The sequence below is a fragment of the Microbacterium sp. genome, from assembly GCF_036823965.1.
GTDB lineage: Bacteria > Actinomycetota > Actinomycetes > Actinomycetales > Microbacteriaceae > Microbacterium.
On record NZ_DAITBE010000006.1, the window covers coordinates 63,259 to 80,336 of the forward strand.

Annotated in this window: 13 protein-coding genes; 11 read left to right on the plus strand and 2 right to left on the minus strand. The window is 70.6% G+C overall.

Annotation, left to right across the window (positions count from 1 at the left end; translation table 11 throughout):
• Nucleotides 1–58: 58 nt before the first annotated feature.
• From V7Z82_RS11560 to V7Z82_RS11590, 7 genes are read left to right on the plus strand one after another with little or no spacing between them, the layout of a single operon-like run.
• Entirely contained in the window at nucleotides 59–1,693 is a 1,635-nt protein-coding gene (locus V7Z82_RS11560; RefSeq protein ID WP_334151666.1) for a TIGR04028 family ABC transporter substrate-binding protein, read from the plus strand.
• Nucleotides 1,693–2,661 (plus strand): ABC transporter permease, encoded by a 969-nt coding sequence (locus tag V7Z82_RS11565; protein ID WP_334151669.1) that lies wholly within the window; start codon nucleotides 1,693–1,695, stop codon nucleotides 2,659–2,661. The genes V7Z82_RS11560 and V7Z82_RS11565 overlap by 1 nt, the downstream gene beginning before the upstream one ends.
• Nucleotides 2,658–3,560 carry an ABC transporter permease gene (locus tag V7Z82_RS11570; RefSeq protein ID WP_334151671.1) on the plus strand — a complete coding sequence of 301 codons (903 nt, stop codon included), beginning with the start codon at nucleotides 2,658–2,660 and terminating at the stop codon, nucleotides 3,558–3,560. The genes V7Z82_RS11565 and V7Z82_RS11570 overlap by 4 nt, the downstream gene beginning before the upstream one ends.
• Nucleotides 3,557–5,185, plus strand: a complete 1,629-nt coding sequence (locus V7Z82_RS11575; protein WP_334151674.1) for an ABC transporter ATP-binding protein — start codon at nucleotides 3,557–3,559, stop codon at nucleotides 5,183–5,185. The genes V7Z82_RS11570 and V7Z82_RS11575 overlap by 4 nt, the downstream gene beginning before the upstream one ends.
• Nucleotides 5,182–6,228, plus strand: a complete 1,047-nt coding sequence (locus V7Z82_RS11580; RefSeq protein ID WP_334151676.1) for a putative FMN-dependent luciferase-like monooxygenase — start codon at nucleotides 5,182–5,184, stop codon at nucleotides 6,226–6,228. Before V7Z82_RS11575 ends, V7Z82_RS11580 begins: the two co-directional genes overlap by 4 nt.
• Nucleotides 6,225–6,872, plus strand: a complete 648-nt coding sequence (locus V7Z82_RS11585; RefSeq protein ID WP_334151679.1) for a CMD domain protein — start codon at nucleotides 6,225–6,227, stop codon at nucleotides 6,870–6,872. The genes V7Z82_RS11580 and V7Z82_RS11585 overlap by 4 nt, the downstream gene beginning before the upstream one ends.
• Entirely contained in the window at nucleotides 6,869–7,477 is a 609-nt protein-coding gene (locus tag V7Z82_RS11590; RefSeq protein ID WP_334151681.1) for an alkylhydroperoxidase domain protein, read from the plus strand. The genes V7Z82_RS11585 and V7Z82_RS11590 overlap by 4 nt, the downstream gene beginning before the upstream one ends.
• A 21-nt stretch (nucleotides 7,478–7,498) precedes the next feature.
• Here the strand turns inward: V7Z82_RS11590 and V7Z82_RS11595 are convergent, their stop codons facing one another.
• Complete coding sequence (locus tag V7Z82_RS11595) at nucleotides 7,499–8,443, minus strand: NADP-dependent oxidoreductase (protein ID WP_334151683.1); 945 nt, start codon at nucleotides 8,441–8,443, stop codon at nucleotides 7,499–7,501.
• A 51-nt stretch (nucleotides 8,444–8,494) separates the two neighbouring features.
• Nucleotides 8,495–12,499, minus strand: a complete 4,005-nt coding sequence (gene hrpA, locus V7Z82_RS11600; RefSeq protein WP_442927622.1) for an ATP-dependent RNA helicase HrpA — start codon at nucleotides 12,497–12,499, stop codon at nucleotides 8,495–8,497.
• Nucleotides 12,500–12,542: 43 nt separating this feature from the next.
• On the opposite strand from hrpA, the gene V7Z82_RS11605 reads away from it, so the two are divergent.
• From V7Z82_RS11605 to V7Z82_RS11620, 4 genes are all read left to right on the plus strand, one after another.
• On the plus strand, nucleotides 12,543–13,718 hold the full coding sequence (locus V7Z82_RS11605) for a heparan-alpha-glucosaminide N-acetyltransferase domain-containing protein (protein ID WP_334151686.1): 1,176 nt from the start codon (nucleotides 12,543–12,545) through the stop codon (nucleotides 13,716–13,718).
• The gene (locus V7Z82_RS11610) at nucleotides 13,715–14,551 is read left to right on the plus strand and encodes an aldo/keto reductase (RefSeq protein WP_334151687.1); all 837 of its coding nucleotides are present in this window, start codon (nucleotides 13,715–13,717) and stop codon (nucleotides 14,549–14,551) included. The genes V7Z82_RS11605 and V7Z82_RS11610 overlap by 4 nt, the downstream gene beginning before the upstream one ends.
• A 77-nt stretch (nucleotides 14,552–14,628) precedes the next feature.
• A complete protein-coding gene (gene msuE / locus V7Z82_RS11615) occupies nucleotides 14,629–15,198 on the plus strand; it encodes an FMN reductase (protein ID WP_334151688.1) in 570 nt (189 codons plus the stop codon).
• Nucleotides 15,199–15,245: 47 nt separating this feature from the next.
• Nucleotides 15,246–17,048, plus strand: a complete 1,803-nt coding sequence (locus tag V7Z82_RS11620) for a thioredoxin domain-containing protein (RefSeq protein ID WP_334151690.1) — start codon at nucleotides 15,246–15,248, stop codon at nucleotides 17,046–17,048.
• Nucleotides 17,049–17,078 lie beyond the last annotated feature (30 nt).

The window sequence follows — 17,078 nt, forward strand, 5'->3', positions numbered from 1 at the left end:
ACGCACCACCGATCACCCTGCACTGCATGCACCCCCACCCGCCCAGGAGGCCCTTCCCATGAACCGCCGCACCGTCCGCGCCGCAGCCGTCGCCCTCCCGTTCGTGATGGCGGCCGGCCTCGTCGCCTGCTCCTCGTCACCCGCACCGGCCAACGCGCCGGCCGCCGCGGGCGATCCCGTCACGGGCGGCACGCTCACCTACCTCGAGCACCAGACCTACACGAATCTGTATCCGCCGCAGGCCGGGTTCTATCCGAACGGCGGCATCGTCAACAACATCGCCGCACGCCTCACCTGGCAGAACCCGGACACGCTCGAGATCGAACCGTGGATCGCGTCCGACTGGACCGTGAACGACGACGCGACGGAGTACACGTTCAACCTCAATCCGGACGTCAGCTTCTCCGACGGCACGGTGCTCGACGCCGCGGCGGTCGCGAAGAACTTCGACACGTACGGACTCGGCGACGCGGACCGCGGGCTGACGATCTCGGAGGCGATCAACAACTACGCCAGCAGCGAGGTCGTCGACGACGACACCGTCACCTTCCGCTTCTCGGCACCGTCGCCCGGGTTCCTGCAGGCCACCTCGACCATCAACTCCGGCCTGCTCTCGCCCGAGACGCTCGACGGCACGATCGAGGACTTCGGAGCAGGCAACGCGCAGGAGATCATCGGCTCCGGCCCCTTCACCGTGACGGACGAGAAGCTCGGCACCGAGTACACGCTCACCGCCCGTGACGACTACGAGTGGGCGCCGGAGAGCGCCGAGAACCAGGGCCGCGCGTACCTCGATGCGGTGCACGTGCTCGTGACGCCGGAGGACTCCGTCCGCATCGGCTCGCTGCTCGCAGGCCAGGCGGACTACGTGCGCTACGTGCAGGCATTCGACGAGGACCGCGTCGAGAGCGCCGGCTTCACCCTCTACGCGCCGCAGACCCGCGGTGTGAACAACGCGATCAGCCTGCGCCCGAGCAACCCGCTCCTCACCGACATCCGCGTCCGCCAGGCGCTGGTGGCTGCCGTCGACTCGCAGGAGATCGTCGACACCCTGTTCACCGAGAACTACCCGGTCGCGACGTCGGTGCTCTCGTCCGAGGCCATCGGCTTCAAGGACGAGTCCGAGCACTACGTGTACGACCCCGACAAGGCGGAGGAGCTGCTCGACGAGGCCGGCTGGACGCCCGGTTCGGATGGCATCCGTGAGAAGGACGGCGAGCGCCTGGCGATCACGGTCTACGAGGCCAAGCCCCAGCCGCTGTCGAAGCAGACGCTCGAGCTGGTCGCGCAGCAGCTGGCGAAGGTCGGCGTCGAGCTCACCGTCAAGCCCGGTGACGCCGGCAGCTACGCCGAGGACACCCGCGATCCGAACAAGACCGGCTTCTACCACTCGATGGTCGGACGCGCGGACCTCGACGTGATCAAGAGCCAGTACTTCACCAAGAACCGTGACACGCTCATCTCGAACGACGCCGAGCTCGACTCGCTGCTGCTCGCCGTGGCATCCGAGCCAGACGCCGACAAGCGCATCGCGGCCTCGCAGGCCGTGCAGGACTACATCGCCGAGCAGGCGTACGTGATCCCGCTCTTCGAGGAGCCGCAGGTCTACGGCACCGCCACCTACGTGCAGGGCGTGGCCTTCGAGTCCGTCGGCCGCCCCACGTTCTCCGGTGTGTGGCTGCAGGAGCATTGATGCTGTTCGTCCTCCGACGAGCCGGGCAGGCCGCGATCGTGCTGATCGCGGCCTTCACGGCCACGTTCTTCCTGCTGCAGCTGCTGCCAGGCGACGCGATCCTGATCAAGTTCTCCGATCCGAGCCTCGGCCTCTCGCCGGAGCAGCTCGACAGCATCCGTGCGACCTACGGCGCCGACCTGCCGTGGTGGGAGCAGTACCTGCACGCCGGGCTCGGCTTCCTGGCCGGTGACTTCGGGTACTCGACGCAGTTCGGCACCCCGGTGCTGACCATGCTCGCCGAGGCGCTGCCGTCGACGCTGCTGCTCGCATCGCTCGGTCTGGTCGTGGCGTTGCTGATCGCGGTGCTCGTCGCAGGGCTGTCATCGCTCGCCCGATTCGAGTGGCTGCGCAGCGGCCTGCGGCAGGTGCCCGGTCTGTTCGTGGCCGTTCCCGTGTTCTGGCTCGGCATCCTGCTGATCCAGGTGTTCTCGTTCGGGCTCGGCTGGGTGCCGATCGTCGGAGCGGACCCGGTCGCAGGACTCATCCTGCCGGTGCTCACGCTCGCGGTGCCGATCTCGGCACCGCTCGCGCAGGTGCTGGTCCGCGCGATCGACCAGGTGCAGGCGCAGCCGTTCATCACCGTCGTGCGGGCCAAGGGCGCTCCGCCGGTCTGGGTGCTCACTCGTTCCGTCGCTCGCAACGCCGCACTGCCGACGCTCACGATCGCCGGTGTGCTGTTCGGCGAGCTCGTCGGTGGGGCCGTCGTCACCGAGACCGTGTTCGGACGCACCGGCATCGGACGCCTGACAGAGCAGGCCGTCGCGAACCAGGACATCCCGGTGCTCCAGGGCGTGGTGCTGCTGTCGGCGCTCGGCTTCGTGCTGATCAGCTTCGCGGTCGACCTGGTCACCCCGCTCATCGATCCGCGCCAGCGGCGCGTGGTCCGTGCCACGCCGCGACGCGCACTCCAGGAGGTGCCGGCATGACGATCCCCGTCCTGAGTCAGGAGGCGACCGCGCAGGCGGCTGGGCAGACGAACGCCCCCGAGACGGATGCTCCGGTCACGGCGCCGCTCGCCCAGCGGGCGCGCCGGCGGCATCCCTGGGATCTGTATCTCGCGATCCTCGTCGTGGCCCTCGCCGTGCTCTGCGCCGTCGTCCCCTCGATCTTCGCGCCGGGCGACCCGCTGACAGGCACGCCGGCCGACAAGCTGCTGCCGCCGAGCGCGGCGCACTGGTTCGGCACCGACACCCTCGGCCGCGACCTCTTCGGACGCGTCGTGCACGGTGCGGTGCACTCCCTCTCCGGTGCACTCATCGCCGTCACGGTCGGCCTCGCGCTCGGCACGCTGCTCGGCGCGATCGCCGGCGCACTCGGCGGTGTCATCGACGACATCCTGATGCGCGTCGTCGACGTGCTGCTCGCGATCCCTGGTCTGCTGCTGTCGCTGTCGGTGATCATCCTGCTCGGCTTCGGCACCGTCAACGCCGCGATCGCGGTCGGCCTCGGCAGCGTCGCCGCGTTCGCCAGGCTCATGCGGGCCGAGGTCGCTCGCGTGCGTCGCACCGAGTTCGTCGAGGCGGCCTACGGCAGCGGTGCCACGTTCCTCGCGGTGCTCTGGCGGCACGTGCTGCCGAACTCGCTCACCCCGATCGTGGCGCTCGCCGCACTGCAGTTCGGCACCGCGATCCTCGCCATCTCGACGCTGGGCTTCCTCGGCTACGGTGCGCCGCCGCCCACGCCGGAATGGGGTCTGCTGATCGCCGAGGGACGCAACTACGTCGGCACAGCGTGGTGGCTCACGGCGCTGCCGGGTCTCGTGGTCGTCGCGGTCGTGCTCAGCGCCAATCGCATCAGTCACCGCATCGGAAGGGATGCCCGATGAGCGTTCTCAGCGTCGACGACCTGCGGGTCTCCTATGCCGGTCGCACCGCACGTCGCGAGGTCGTGCACGGCGTCTCCTTCGAGATCGGCGAGGGCGAGACCCTGGCTCTGGTCGGGGAATCCGGCTCCGGCAAGTCCACCACCGCGCATGCGCTGCTCGGGCTGCTGCCGAGCGGCGGCACGATCGACGGCGGCCGGGTGCGCCTCGGCGAACTCGAGATCTCCGGCTGGTCGGATCGCGCACTGCGCAGCATCCGCGGGCCCGAGATCGGACTCGTGCCGCAGGATCCGACCACCTCGCTCAACCCGGTGCGCTCGATCGGCGCCCAGGTCGAGGAGGTGCTGCGCCTGCACGGACACCGCGACGGGCGTGCTCGCCGCGCGAGGGTGATCGAGCTCCTCGACCGGGTGGGCATCGACGATCCCGATCTGCGGGCGCGGCAGTATCCGCACGAGCTCTCCGGCGGCATGCGGCAGCGGGTGCTGATCGCGACGGCGATCGCCCTGCAGCCGAGACTGCTGATCGCGGATGAGCCGACCAGCGCGCTCGACGCCACGGTGCAGCGGCGCGTGCTCGACCTGCTCGACGAGCTGCGCCGCGAGGAGGGGACGAGCATTCTGCTCGTGACGCACGACCTCGGTGTCGCCGCAGACCGAGCCCAGCGGCTGGTGGTGCTGAAGGACGGTCGCATCGTCGAGCAGGGCGCCAGTGCCGCGGTGCTGGATGCCCCGAGCGACGCGTACACGCGGCAGCTGCTCGCGGATGCTCCGGCGTTCACGACCGGATTCCGCCGTCCCGATGCGCCGCCGTTCCTCCGAGATGCCGCCGCAGTCGCAGCCGAGAACCCGTATGCGATCGTCGCGGAAGGCCTCGTCAAGGAGTTCAAGGTCGCCGGGCGGGGGCAGTTCTGCGCCGTCGATGACGTCTCGTTCCGCGTCCGTCGCGGCACGACGCACGCGCTGGTGGGGGAGTCGGGGTCGGGCAAGACGACGACCGCTCGCCTGATCACGCGCTTCGAGCGGCCGGATGCCGGTTCGATCGAGGTCGCGGGCGACGACGTGACGACCGCGTCGGCTGAGCGGCTGCGAGCGCTGCGGCGACGCATCCAGCTCGTGTACCAGAACCCCTTCGCCTCGCTGGATCCGCGTCAGCAGATCGTCGACATCGTCGCAGAGCCGCTGCAGAATTTCCGAGCGGGCTCGCGACGGGAGCGTCGCGAGCGCGCACTCGCCCTGATCGATCGGGTGTCGTTGCCGTCCGACGTGGCCCAGCGCACCCCGCGCGAACTGTCCGGCGGGCAGCGTCAGCGCGTCGCCATCGCCAGGGCACTGGCGATCGATCCGGAGATCGTGGTGCTCGATGAGGCCGTGTCGGCGCTCGACGTCACGGTGCAGGCACGCATCCTCGAACTGCTGACCTCGCTGCAGGCAGAGCTCGGCCTCACCTACCTGTTCATCTCGCACGACCTCGCGGTGGTGCGACGGATCAGCCACACGGTCTCGGTGATGCGCCGCGGGCGGATCGTCGAGGAGGGGGCCACCGAGGAGCTCTTCCACTCGCCGCAGCACGACTACACCCGGGAACTGCTGGCCGCAGTGCCCGGGCGAACGGAGACGACCGTATGACCGCCCCCACGATCGCGTTCTTCACGCGACTGCTCGACGACGCCTCGCCGTCGGAGCGCTATGCGCTCGCGGCCGAGCAGATCCAGCATGCCGAGCACCATGGCGTCGGACGTGCCTGGGTCGCGCAGCACCACTTCCACGCTGCCGAGGGCGGTCTGCCTTCGCCGCTCGTGTTCCTCGCCCACGTCGCGGCGCAGACCTCGCGCATCCGTCTCGGCACCGGGGTGATCACGCTGCCGCTCGAGGATCCGGTGCGAGTCGCGGAGGATGCCACGGTCGCCGATCTGCTCTCCGGCGCTCGCCTCGATCTCGGTCTCGGCAGTGGCGGCACGCCGACCTCCTTCTCGCCCTTCGGCGAAGACGTGAACCACAAGGCGATGACCTACGACCGCAAGCTCAGGGTGCTCCTCGACGCACTCGCCGGTCGTGATGTCGGCGAAGGGAACACGCTGTACCCGGATGCCGCATCGGGAGACGGGCCGCCACTGGCCGACCGCGTGTGGCAGGCGACCTTCTCAGCGCCGGGCGGGCATCGCGCTGGCGTGCACGGGCACGGTCTGCTGCTCTCGCGCACGCAGCCTCGTCCGGTGGATGCCCTGCATGCGCCGCTCTCCGCGCTGCAGGATCCGATCATCGACGCGTATCTCGGGGCGCTGCCGGACGGCGTCGCCCCGCGGATCACCGCATCGCGCACCGTCTTCGTCGCCGACGATCGAGCCGAGGCGCTGCGCTTCGCCGAGGTCGGACTCCGCCGCGCGGCCGAGGGGTTCCGCCGACAGGGGCAGACGATCCCAGGCGACTCGATCGACGAGCTGATCGTCGCCCTCGACACCCACCTCGGCACTCCGGAGGAGGTGGCGGCGTCACTCGCAGCCGACGCCGCACTCGCCAGGGCCACCGAAGTCGCGTTCCAGGTGCATTCGGTCGACGCCCCGCACGCACACGTGCTGCGGTCGATCGAGCTCTTCGCCGAGCAGGTCGCCCCGGCCCTCGGCTACACCACGACCACGACCACCACTTCGACCCGCAAGGAGCAGGCATGACCACGGACATCGTCGACCGGATCGCGGAGGTGACGCCGGAGCTCGATGCGCTTCGCCGTCGCCGCCCCGTCACCAGGGAGCAGCTGCAGGCGAGCTTCGACGCGCTGTTCCGGCCGGTCTCGACCGAGCACGTGTCGCAGGAGGAGCGCGAGCTGATCGCCGCGTTCGCCACGGCGCTCGCAGGGGCCGATGACGCGACCGCGGTGTTCTACGCGGCGCGCGCCGTCGAGGCGGATGCGCCGCGCGCCGCAGTGGTGCGCTCGGAGGCCGTCGAGTATGCGGTCGCCGGTCCCTTCGGCACCTACACGGAGCTGGGACTGCAGAGCGAGAACACCGAGGGTGCGCGCTACGCGCCGTCCGACGTCGCCACGAGCGCGCTCGGCGAGCGTCTCGCCGCAGCGCTCGCGCACACGCACCTGCTGGTCCTGCGTCCGCGCGAGGCCTCGGGTGCCGATCTCGGTCGCCTCCTGTCGGCGGGATGGTCGGCCGACGGCATCGTGACGCTGTCGCAGCTGGTGGCGTTCCTCGCATTCCAGCAACGAGTGGTCGCCGGACTCCGGACGCTGTCCGCAGCGGGGCTCGCCGCTCCCGTCGAGAGTGCTCCCGTCGACGGGGCGACCCACGCCGAGGAGGTCGCCGCATGAGCGCCGCCGAGACCGTGCTGCTGCACACCGACGCACCACACCCGCACGACTTCACGCGTGCCGAGGTCGGCTGGACGCCGCATCTGCCGCCACTGGGCGAGGATGAGCTCACCGAGCGCCACTTCGACGGCCTCGTGGACGCGGCCAGGGCGAAGAACGACTACTTCCGACTGCTGGCGCGCGACCCCGAGGTGCTGAAGGCGCGCACCCTGGTCGACAAGGACATCTTCTACAACGCGTCGGAGGGACTGCCGCGTGCAGAGCGCGAGCTCGCCGCGACCGCGGCCTCGCGTCGCAACGGCTGCGTGTTCTGCGCCTCGGTGCACTCCCGATTCGCGGCGCATCACAGCAAGCGCGTCGACGACGTGGATCTGCTGCTCGACGATGGCGTCGACGCCGAGCTCGGCGAGCGCTGGAATGCGGTCGTCGCGGCATCCGTCGCCCTCACCGACACCCCGAACGCCTTCGGGGAGGATGAGATCGCCCGGCTGCGGGCCGCCGGCCTCGATGACCTGGAGATCGCAGACCTCATCCACGGCGCAGCGTTCTTCAACTGGGCGAATCGTCTGATGCTGTCGATCGGGCGGCCGGTGGCTCCGGTCTGAGCAGGACGGGCTGCACAGGGGTCAGGGAACCAGCACGATCTTCCCCGAGGCGGCGTGGGCCTCGACGAGTTCGTGGGCCCGCGCCGCATCGGCGAGGGGGAGCTGCGGACCGAGCTCGATCACGAAGTCGCCGGAGGCGATCAGCGCGATGGTCTCGGGGAGCGCCTCGGCTCGCCAGGCCTGCTCCTGGTCCGTGAGCGGCACGGGCGATCCGCCGGAGAAGGCACGGATGCCGAAGGATGCCGCATCCGGTCCGCGCACGATCGTCGCGATCCGCTCGCGGTCGGGGACCAGGGCGAGCGAGACCTCGATGGCCTCGTCGGTGCCGGCGCAGTCCAGTGCCGCCGTGACGCCGTCGGGGGCGGCCTGCTCGACGCGCTCCTGCAGCCCGTCGCCGTAGGCGACCGGGATCGCGCCGAGGTCGCGCAGCTGTGCATGACGCGAGGGGCTCGCGGTCGCGATGACGGTCACGCCCCAGTCCACGGCGAACTGCACGGCGGCCTGGCCGACCGAGCCGGACCCGGCGTGCACGAGCAGCACGTCGCCCTCGCTCACCTCGAGCGATCGCAGCGCCTGGTAGGCGGTGCCTGCGGGGATGCCGATACCGGCTCCCTCGGCGGCCGTGACGGAATCGGGGAGCAGCGCGAGATGCTTGGGCGAGATCGCGATCGCCGAGGCGTAGGTGCCGTGCGCATCGCGGATCGCGACCCGGTCGCCGACCGCGAAGCCCTCGACGCCTGCGCCGAGCTCGGTGATCACACCGGCGCCGTCGAAGCCGACCGGTCGCGGTTCGGTGATCGGGGGCGACGGGCGCTTCCCGCCGCGGATCTTCGCATCGATGGGGTTCACACCCACTGCCTCGATCGCCACGACGACCTCGCCGTCAGCGGCGACGGGATCGGGGATCTCGGTGAGGTGGAGAACGTCGGGTGAGCCGATTTCCGTGTACACGATCGCGCGAGCCATGCGACCAGGCTACCGTCGCGATCCTGCATTCGGGCGAGATGGATGGCGGGTTCAGCGACCAGAGAGGACCTTCTGGATGCGCTGCGGCGAGACCGGCAGCGCGGTGCCGAGGCGCTGCGCGAACACGCTGACGCGGTACTCCTCGAGCAGCCACCGGGTCTCGACGAGCGCGGGGGCGGCATCCTTCGGCAGCGGGACCACGCCGCCGGCGTCCTGGAACACCGTGACCATCCGCTCGAACTCGCTCATGCGGGTGCGGTCCTTGCCCGGTTCGCTCGCGAGCGTCTTCAGCCGGTCGCGCATGGCCTCGAGGTAGCGGGGGAAGTGCGCCAGTCGGTCGATCCCGGCCGCCGACACGAAGCCGGGATGCAGCAACGCCGTGAGCTGCGTCTTGATGTCGTTCAGCGGGCCGAGCAGGGAGAGCGAGTTCTGGGACTTGATACCGCGCTCCACGTCGCGCGAGAGCGTGAGGATGCGGGCGACGAGCGAGACGGATGCGAAGAGCTCGTCGACGAGCACCGCCGACACGGCATCGCGCACGCGGGCGAACTCGGCGGCGGTACGGACGACGCCCGACCCGCCGGTCGAGGCATCGATCACGCGTCTGGCCACCGCAGCACGGCAGTCCTCGATCAGGGCGGCCGCCGAGGGGTAGCTCGACGCCGCGAGGGCGAGCTTCTCGGGGCTGGTCAGGTGCTGCTGCACGTATGACGAGGGGGAGGGCACTGCGAGCAGCACGAGTCGCAGCACGCCGTCACGGGTCGCCGCCGCTGCGGCGTCCGCCGACGACTCGACGCGCACCGAGACGGTCTTGCCCTGATCGACGATCGCGGGGTAGCCGCGGACGACGCCGCCGGCCACGCGGGTGTCGAGCACCTCGGGGAGGTCGTCGAAGGTCCAGGCGGTCAGGCCGTCCTGCTCGATGTTCGAGGTCGGGCCGTTCGCCGGGCTCAGGGACCCGGGTTGCCGGGGGTGCCTCTGCCGTTGCGGCGCGGCGATCGAGCGCGCCACGCTGGTGCGGGCCCGGTCGGACAGCTCGCCCTGGAGCGCTGTCAGGTCGCGTCCGCTCCCTGCGACCCTGCCGCGTTCGTCCACCGCGCGGAAGTTCATTCGCAGGTGCGACGGCACCCGGTCGTCCTCGAAGTCCGCAGCGGACACGAGCTGGTTCGCGAGCGGCTGGATGAGGCGGGCGAGTGCCTCCTTCAGCGTGCGGCTCGGGAGGCCGCCGTGCGCCTCAGGACCATCGCCGGCGAGCTCGACGCCGAACCTGTCGGCCCAGTCCGCCGCTGGCACCACGTGTCGGCGGATCGCCTTGGGCAGCGCCCGCAGCAGTCCCGTGATGAGCTCGGCCCGCAGCCCGGGCACCTGCCAGTCGAAGCCGCGATCCTCCACCTGCGCGAGCAGCGCCAGCGGGATCACGACGCTCACACCGTCGTCGGCGGCGCCCGGCTCGAAGCGGTACGCGAGACCCAGCACCTGGTCGCCCTGCGTCCAGCGGGTGGGGAAGTCGCTCTGGTCCGCCCTCCCGTCGTCGTCGATCAGGTCGCCCTCGCGCATCGCGAGCAGCTTCGGGGTGGCCGCGAGCGTCTCGCGCCACCACTTCTCGAAGGAGCGCACGTCGAAGACCTCGGCGGGGATGCGCTCGTCGTAGAACCGGAACACGGCTTCGTCGCCGGCGAGGATGTCGCGGCGGCGCTCCCGCTCCTCGAGCTTCTCCAGGCGCTTGCGGAGCTCGGCGTTGCTGCGCCAGAACGCTGACACGCGCTTGTCGAGCCGGCTCGGATCCCACTCGCCCTCCACGAGCGCGTGCCGCACGAACAGCTCGCGCGAGGCGGCGCGGTCGATCCTGGCGAACTGCACCCGGCGGCGCGGGATGATCTCGACCCCGAACAGGGTGACCTTCTCGAACGCGACGGCTGCGCCGGCATCCTTCGACCAGTGCGGTTCGGTCACCTGCCGTTTGGCGAGGTCGCCGGCGAGCGGCTCGGCCCAGGCCGGATCGATCGCGGCGACCGTGCGCGCGAAGGTGCGCGAGGTCTCGACGATCTCGGCGGCCATGACCGCCTGCGGGCTCTTCTTGCGGAGGCCGGAGCCGGGGAAGATCGAGAAGCGGATGCCGCGGGCTCCGCGGTACTCGACCGTGCGGCGTCCCTTCGGCTCCTTGGCGGGGGAGTGCGCCTTGCCGGCAGGGGCGGTGCGCTCGTCGAGGATGCCGATCTGCGACAGCAGGCCGGACAGCAGCGAACGATGGATCGCGTCGGGATCGCTCGCCCCCTGCTGGGTCCCTGTCCCACCCTGGGTCCCTGAGCCTGTCGACGGGTCGTCGATGCGGATCTTCGCCCCGGAGAGCAGCGACCGCAGCTGGCGGTGCACGTCGAACCACTCGCGGACGCGCACGTAGTTCAGGTGCTCCGCGCGGCAGAGCCGACGGAACGCGCTCGAGCCGAGCTCGCGCTGCTGCTCGCGCAGATGGTTCCAGAGGTTCAGGAGCGTGATGAAGTCGCTGGTGGGGTCGACGAAGCGCGCGTGCAGGCGGTCCGCCTCCTCGCGGCGCTCCTCCGGCCGCTCCCTGACGTCCTGGATCGACATGCCTGAGACGATCGCGAGCACGTCGCGCGTGACCTGCGGCGACGACGTCCTCTGGGTCCCTGAGCCTGTCGAAGGGCGCCCTGACTCGATCAGCATGCGTGCGAACCGGGGGTCGATGGGGATGCGCGAGATGTCGCGCCCGATGCGGGTGAGTCGAGCCGCGTCGGAGCCGGACTGCGCTTCGACGGCGCCGAGCTCGGTGAGCAGGTCGAACGCGGCCTTGACACCGCGCGAGTCGGGCGGGGTGAGGAACGGGAAGGCCGTGATGTCGCCGAACCCGAGCGACAGCATCTGCAGGATGACGGAGGCGAGCGAGGTCCGAAGGATCTCGGGTTCGGTGAACTCCAGGCGGCGCTCGAAGTCCTCCTCCGAATAGAGGCGGATCGCGATGCCGTCGCTGATTCGACCGGCGCGGCCGGAGCGCTGATTCGCTGATGCCTGCGAGATGGCCTCGATCGGCAGGCGCTGCACCTTCGAGCGGTTGCTGTAGCGGGAGATGCGAGCGGTGCCGGTGTCGATCACATACTTGATCCCTGGCACCGTGAGGCTGGTCTCGGCGACGTTGGTGGCGAGGATGACGCGGCGGCGGACGCCGGCGACGCGGCTGCGTTCGAACACCCGGTGCTGGTCTGCCGCGGACAGGCGGCCGAAGAGCGGCAGCACCTCGGTGGGGGAGCGCTCGTTCGAGTAGGCGCCGCGCACGGCATCCGCCGCATCGCGGATCTCGGCTTCACCCGGCAGGAAGACGAGCACGTCGCCCGGCGCCTCACGGTCGAGCTCGCGCAGTGCGGCGACGATCGCCGACACCTCGTCCTCGTTCCCGTCGGCCTCGCCCGCTGACTCCTCGGTCTGCGCCCGGTAGCGAATCTCGACAGGGTACGTGCGCCCGGACACCTCGATGATCGGTGCGGGCGTCGGCTGGCTCCCCGAGCCCGTCGAAGGGCTGGCGAAATGCTTCGCGAAGCTCTCGGGATCGATGGTGGCCGAGGTGATGATGACCTTGAGGTCGGGGCGCTCCGGCAGGATGCGCGCGAGGTAGCCGAGCAGGAAGTCGACGTTGAGCGATCGCTCGTGCGCCTCGTCGATGAAGATCGTGTCGTAGCGGCGCAGCAGGCGATCGCGGTGGATCTCGTTCAGCAGGATGCCGTCGGTCATCAGCGCGATGCGCGTCTCGTCGGAGACCTTGTCGGTGAAGCGCACCTTGTAGCCGACGAGCGTGCCGAGCTCGACCTGGAGCTCCTCCGCGATGCGCTCGGCGATCGTGCGGGCTGCGAGCCGCCGCGGCTGCGTGTGCGCGATGTTCGTGCGGCCGAGCTCGAGTGCGATCTTCGGCAGCTGCGTGGTCTTGCCGGAACCGGTGGCGCCGGCGACGATCACGACCTGGTTGTCGCGGATGGCGTCGGCGATCTCGGCGCGGGCTGCGCTGACCGGCAGCTCCGGCGGGTACGAGATCACGGGGGAAGACATAGCCCTCCATCGTATCGCCGGGTTCGCACCCTACGATCATCACGTGAAAGATCCGATGCGCCCGATGCGCTGGTTCCATGAGTTCGGCAGACCGCCGCGCATCCTCGGTCTCGACATCGCCCGCGGACTGGCGATCCTCGGCATGGCCGGCGCCCACATCGGCGACACCCCGACCTTCGACTGGACCGACGTCACCACCTGGACCGACCTCGTGCACGGGCGCTCGTCGATCCTGTTCGCGGTGCTCGCCGGCGTCTCGATCGCGCTCATGACAGGACGCAGCGCGCTTCCGGATCGCGAGCGCCTCCCCGGCATCCGACTGCAGCTGATCGGCCGGGGCGCCGTGATCTTCGTGATCGGCCTGGGGCTCGAGATGCTGAACACCCCGATCGCCGTCATCCTCACGCTCTACGGCCTGCTGTACGTCGCCGTCATCCCGTTCCTCCGGTGGCGACCCTGGCAGCTGCTGGTCGGCGCTGCGGTGCTCGCGCTGGTCGGCCCCGCGCTGCTCGCGCTGCTCGGTGCACTGACCCTGTATCCCTCCGGAGCCGGCGTGAGCTTCGTGCTCTACGGCAGCTACCCGATCACGGCGTGGATGGCGTTCGTGCTCGGCGGGATGGCGCTCGGACGCCTGCACGTCGAGCGGATCCACACGGCGGCTGTCGCGCTGGGGATCGGTGTCGTGCTGGCGGTGTCCGGCTACGGCCTCGGCGGGCTCGGGCAGGCGGCCGGTCTCGGCGGCGCACCCGATCCCGGCTCCGGTGCGTCGTCCAGCGGCTGGGACTCGTATCCGCAGGCGCTCGTCGCGACCGATCCGCTGGGCTCGGCGCTCCGAGCCGTCGTCGCGGTCGAGCCGCACAGCGGAGGCACCGCCGAGATCGTCGGCTCCGGCGGCTTCGCGCTCGCCGTCATCGCGCTCTGCCTGTTGCTGAGCCGTCCGCTTCGCTGGCCGCTCCTTCCGCTCGGAGCGCTCGGCTCCATGCCGCTCACGGCATACACCGGGCACGTGATCGTGATCGCGCTGGTGTCCGGCCCCGGAGCCTTCATCTCCGACAACGCCTTCTGGGGCGCCATGATCCTCGGACTCCTCCTCGCGACCACGCTCTGGTCGATGTGCATGGGGCGGGGGCCGCTGGAACGCCTCGTCGGTGCGGGCGCGAGGGCGATGGCCTCGGTTCCGAAGCCGATGTCCACGACCGGTCCTAGGCTGGATCCATGACCATTCCTGCAGTCGAACTCAACGACGGAAACTCCATCCCCCAGCTGGGCTACGGCGTCTTCAAGGTGCCTGCCGACGAGACCGAGCGCACCGTGAGCCAGGCGCTGGAGATCGGCTACCGCCACATCGACACCGCTGCGATCTACGGCAACGAGGAGGGCGTCGGGGCGGCCATCGCGTCGTCCGGCATCCCGCGCGACGAGCTGTTCATCACGACCAAGCTCTGGAACGATCGCCACCACGGCGAGGAGCCGCGTGCCGCGATCGGCGAGAGCCTCGAGAAGCTCGGTCTCGACCGGGTCGACCTGTACCTCGTGCATTGGCCGACCCCGGCGAAGGACGACTACGTGCACGCCTTCGCGAAGCTGATCGAGCTTCGCGAGGCCGGGCTGACCCGCAGCATCGGCGTCTCGAACTTCCTGGTGCCGCACCTGGAGCGCGTCGTCAGCGAGACCGGCGTCACCCCGGCGATCAACCAGATCGAGCTCCACCCGGCGTACCAGCAGCGCGACGTCGTGGCCTGGGGCGCTGAGCATGGCGTCCGCATCGAGTCCTGGGGTCCGCTCGGTCAGGGCAAGTACGACCTCTTCGGCACGCCTGCGGTCGCCGAGGCGGCTGCGGCGCACGGCGTCACCCCGGCTCAGGCCGTGCTGCGCTGGCACCTGCAGAAGGGGATCATCGTGTTCCCGAAGTCGGTGCGCGCCGAGCGTCTGCGCGAGAACCTCGACGTCTTCGGCTTCACGCTGACGGATGCCGAGATCGCGGCGATCGACGCCCTCGACCCGCTCGACGGCTCCGGCCGCGTCGGTTCGCACCCCGACGATGTGAACTGACGCCGAGCCGCATCGCTCACATGACGCCCCGTGTCGCTCGCCGCGACACGGGGCGTCGTCGTGAGTACGTTCAAGGCATGACAGCTCGTTACCGCGTCGTCGCCGTGTCCGGTTCCCTGCATGAACCGAGCAAGACCACCGCCCTCGTCCGTGCCATCGCGGCCGCCGTGTCCGAGCGCGCCGAGGTCGACGTGGAGGTCATCGAACTCACCGACATCGGGCCCCAGCTCTCCGGTGCGCTGCGCCGCGACCAGCTGCCGGCCGCCATCGAGGACAAGTTGCGGGCCATCGAGACCGCCGACCTGCTGATCGTCGGCAGCCCCGTGTACCGCGCCTCGTTCACCGGCCTGTTCAAGCACCTGTTCGACTTCGTCGGGCAGTACGAACTCGTCGGCAAGCCGGTACTGCTCGCCGCCACCGGTGGCGGCGAGCGTCACGCCCTCATCATCGAGCACCAGCTGCGTCCGCTGTTCTCGTTCTTCCAGGCGTTGACCCTGCCGCTCGGCGTCTACGCGAGCGACACCGACTTCAACGGCTACGTGATCGAGTCCGAGGTGCTGCACGCGCGCATCGCGCTCGCTGCGGAGCGCGCCCTGCCGCTGGTCGGCTACGCGGCGTCCCGTCCGGTCGACCTGCTGGTCGGCTGAGGTCGAGCACCGCCGCTGCGTTCCTCGATCGGGCGTAGCGTGATGGCATGACCAATCGGCTCGCCGACACGCTCAGCCCGTACCTTCGCGCGCACGCCGACAACCCGGTGGACTGGTACCCCTGGGGCGCCGAGGCCTTCGAGGAGGCACGCCGGCGCGATGTGCCGCTGCTGATCTCGATCGGCTACTCCACGTGCCACTGGTGCCACGTGATGGCTCGGGAGTCGTTCGCCGACGCGGAGACGGCAGCGATCATCAACGCCGGGTTCGTGGCCGTGAAGGTGGATCGCGAGGAGCATCCCGACGTCGACGGCGCGTACATGGCGGCAGCGTCGGCGTTCACCCAGAACCTGGGCTGGCCGCTGACCGTGTTCGCGACCCCGCGTGGTCGCACCTTCTATGCAGGCACCTACTGGCCGCCGGTGGCGCGCGCTCCGCTGCCGTCGTTCCGAGAGGTGCTGGCCGCGGTGGGCGAGGCCTGGACGGTGCGGCGCGAACAGGCCGAGGAGTCGGCGGATGCCGTGTCCGACGCCCTCGCCCGTGCGGCGGAGTCGACGCCGGGCGAGCTGCCTGCGCCCTCGGCCATCGCCGCCGCGGCCGGATCGATCGCGGCACGCGAGGACGCGCAGTACGGCGGCTACGGCGGGGCGCCCAAGTTCCCGGTCGCGACGACGCTGCGGTTCCTGCAGAGCTCGCTGGTGCGGCGTGAGGCGCCGGATGCCGCCGCGTCGGCGCGCCGCGCACTCGCCGCGATGGCGGGCTCGAGCCTGTACGACGACGTCGAGGGCGGGTTCTTCCGCTACGCGACGCAGCGCGACTGGACGGTGCCGCACTACGAGCGGATGCTGACCGACAATGCGCAGCTGCTGGAGGTCGCGGTCGACGAGCGCGACCTCGACACGGCGCGAGGGATCGCTGGCTTCCTGCTGGAGGCGCTGCAGCGCGGCGGCGGCGGCTTCGGCGCGGCGCAGGACTCGGAGTCCTGGATCGACGGGGCACGGAGCGAGGGCGGGTACTACCTCCTGTCGTCGACCGAGCGCGCGGCGCTCGAACCGCCAGCGGTGGACGGCAAGATCATCACCGCGTGGAACGGGCTCGCGATCGGTGCGCTGGCGCGGGCCGGAGCCGCCCTGGGGGAATCCAGCTGGGTGGATGCGGCCGCGTCCGCCGCCGAGACCGTGCTGCGCGTCAACCGCGATGTCACCGGCGCACTCGTCCGATCCTCGCTGGACGGCACCGCGTCCACGGCGATCGCGACGCCCGCCGACCTCGGACTGCTGGCCGATGGACTGTTCACACTGTCCGTCGCCACCGGTGACGCGGCGTGGGCGACGACAGCGCTCCAGATCCTCGATCAGGCACTCGATGGCGACCGGCTCGATCCCCTGCTGACCGAGCACGGCATCGCCGCCTCGCCCGACCAGACCGACGGTGACCTGCCCTCCGGGGCATCGGCGGTGGCCGCCGCCGCGCTCGCAGCCTGGCGCCTCGGGGCAGGGGAGCGCTATCGTGAGGCCGCGGTGGAGACCGTCGGCAGGCTCGCGACGCGTGCGCTCGAGCAGCCCTTCGCCCACGGCAGCCTGCTGCGCGTGGCAGCAGGGCTCGTCGATCCGCCCCGTCAGATCGTGGTGGTGACGGATGCTCCGTCCGGTGCACTCGCGACCGCAGCTCGCCGGGCGGATGCGGATGTGATCGCCGTGGTCACCGCTGCGCAGGCTCAGGCCTTCGCAGATGCAGGCTTCGAGCTGTTCGAGGGCAAGTCCGATGCGGCTGAGCTCGCGTTCGACTGCCGCTCCTTCGTGTGCAGGCTGCCAACGGGTGATCCAGCTGCGGTGGTCGCCCGACGGTGACGGTGACGGTGGTGCCGGGGCCGAGGGTCC

Bases quoted from the DNA above. Each gene is read 5' to 3' on its own strand.
- V7Z82_RS11560 (WP_334151666.1), top strand. From the start codon at position 59: ATGAACCGCCGCACCGTCCGCGCCGCAGCCGTCGCCCTCCCGTTCGTG.
- V7Z82_RS11565 (WP_334151669.1), top strand. From the start codon at position 1,693: ATGCTGTTCGTCCTCCGACGAGCCGGGCAGGCCGCGATCGTGCTGATC.
- V7Z82_RS11570 (WP_334151671.1), top strand. From the start codon at position 2,658: ATGACGATCCCCGTCCTGAGTCAGGAGGCGACCGCGCAGGCGGCTGGG.
- V7Z82_RS11575 (WP_334151674.1), top strand. From the start codon at position 3,557: ATGAGCGTTCTCAGCGTCGACGACCTGCGGGTCTCCTATGCCGGTCGC.
- V7Z82_RS11580 (WP_334151676.1), top strand. From the start codon at position 5,182: ATGACCGCCCCCACGATCGCGTTCTTCACGCGACTGCTCGACGACGCC.
- V7Z82_RS11585 (WP_334151679.1), top strand. From the start codon at position 6,225: ATGACCACGGACATCGTCGACCGGATCGCGGAGGTGACGCCGGAGCTC.
- V7Z82_RS11590 (WP_334151681.1), top strand. From the start codon at position 6,869: ATGAGCGCCGCCGAGACCGTGCTGCTGCACACCGACGCACCACACCCG.
- V7Z82_RS11595 (WP_334151683.1), bottom strand. From the start codon at position 8,443: ATGGCTCGCGCGATCGTGTACACGGAAATCGGCTCACCCGACGTTCTC.
- hrpA (WP_442927622.1), bottom strand. From the start codon at position 12,499: ATGTCTTCCCCCGTGATCTCGTACCCGCCGGAGCTGCCGGTCAGCGCA.
- V7Z82_RS11610 (WP_334151687.1), top strand. From the start codon at position 13,715: ATGACCATTCCTGCAGTCGAACTCAACGACGGAAACTCCATCCCCCAG.
- msuE (WP_334151688.1), top strand. From the start codon at position 14,629: ATGACAGCTCGTTACCGCGTCGTCGCCGTGTCCGGTTCCCTGCATGAA.
- V7Z82_RS11620 (WP_334151690.1), top strand. From the start codon at position 15,246: ATGACCAATCGGCTCGCCGACACGCTCAGCCCGTACCTTCGCGCGCAC.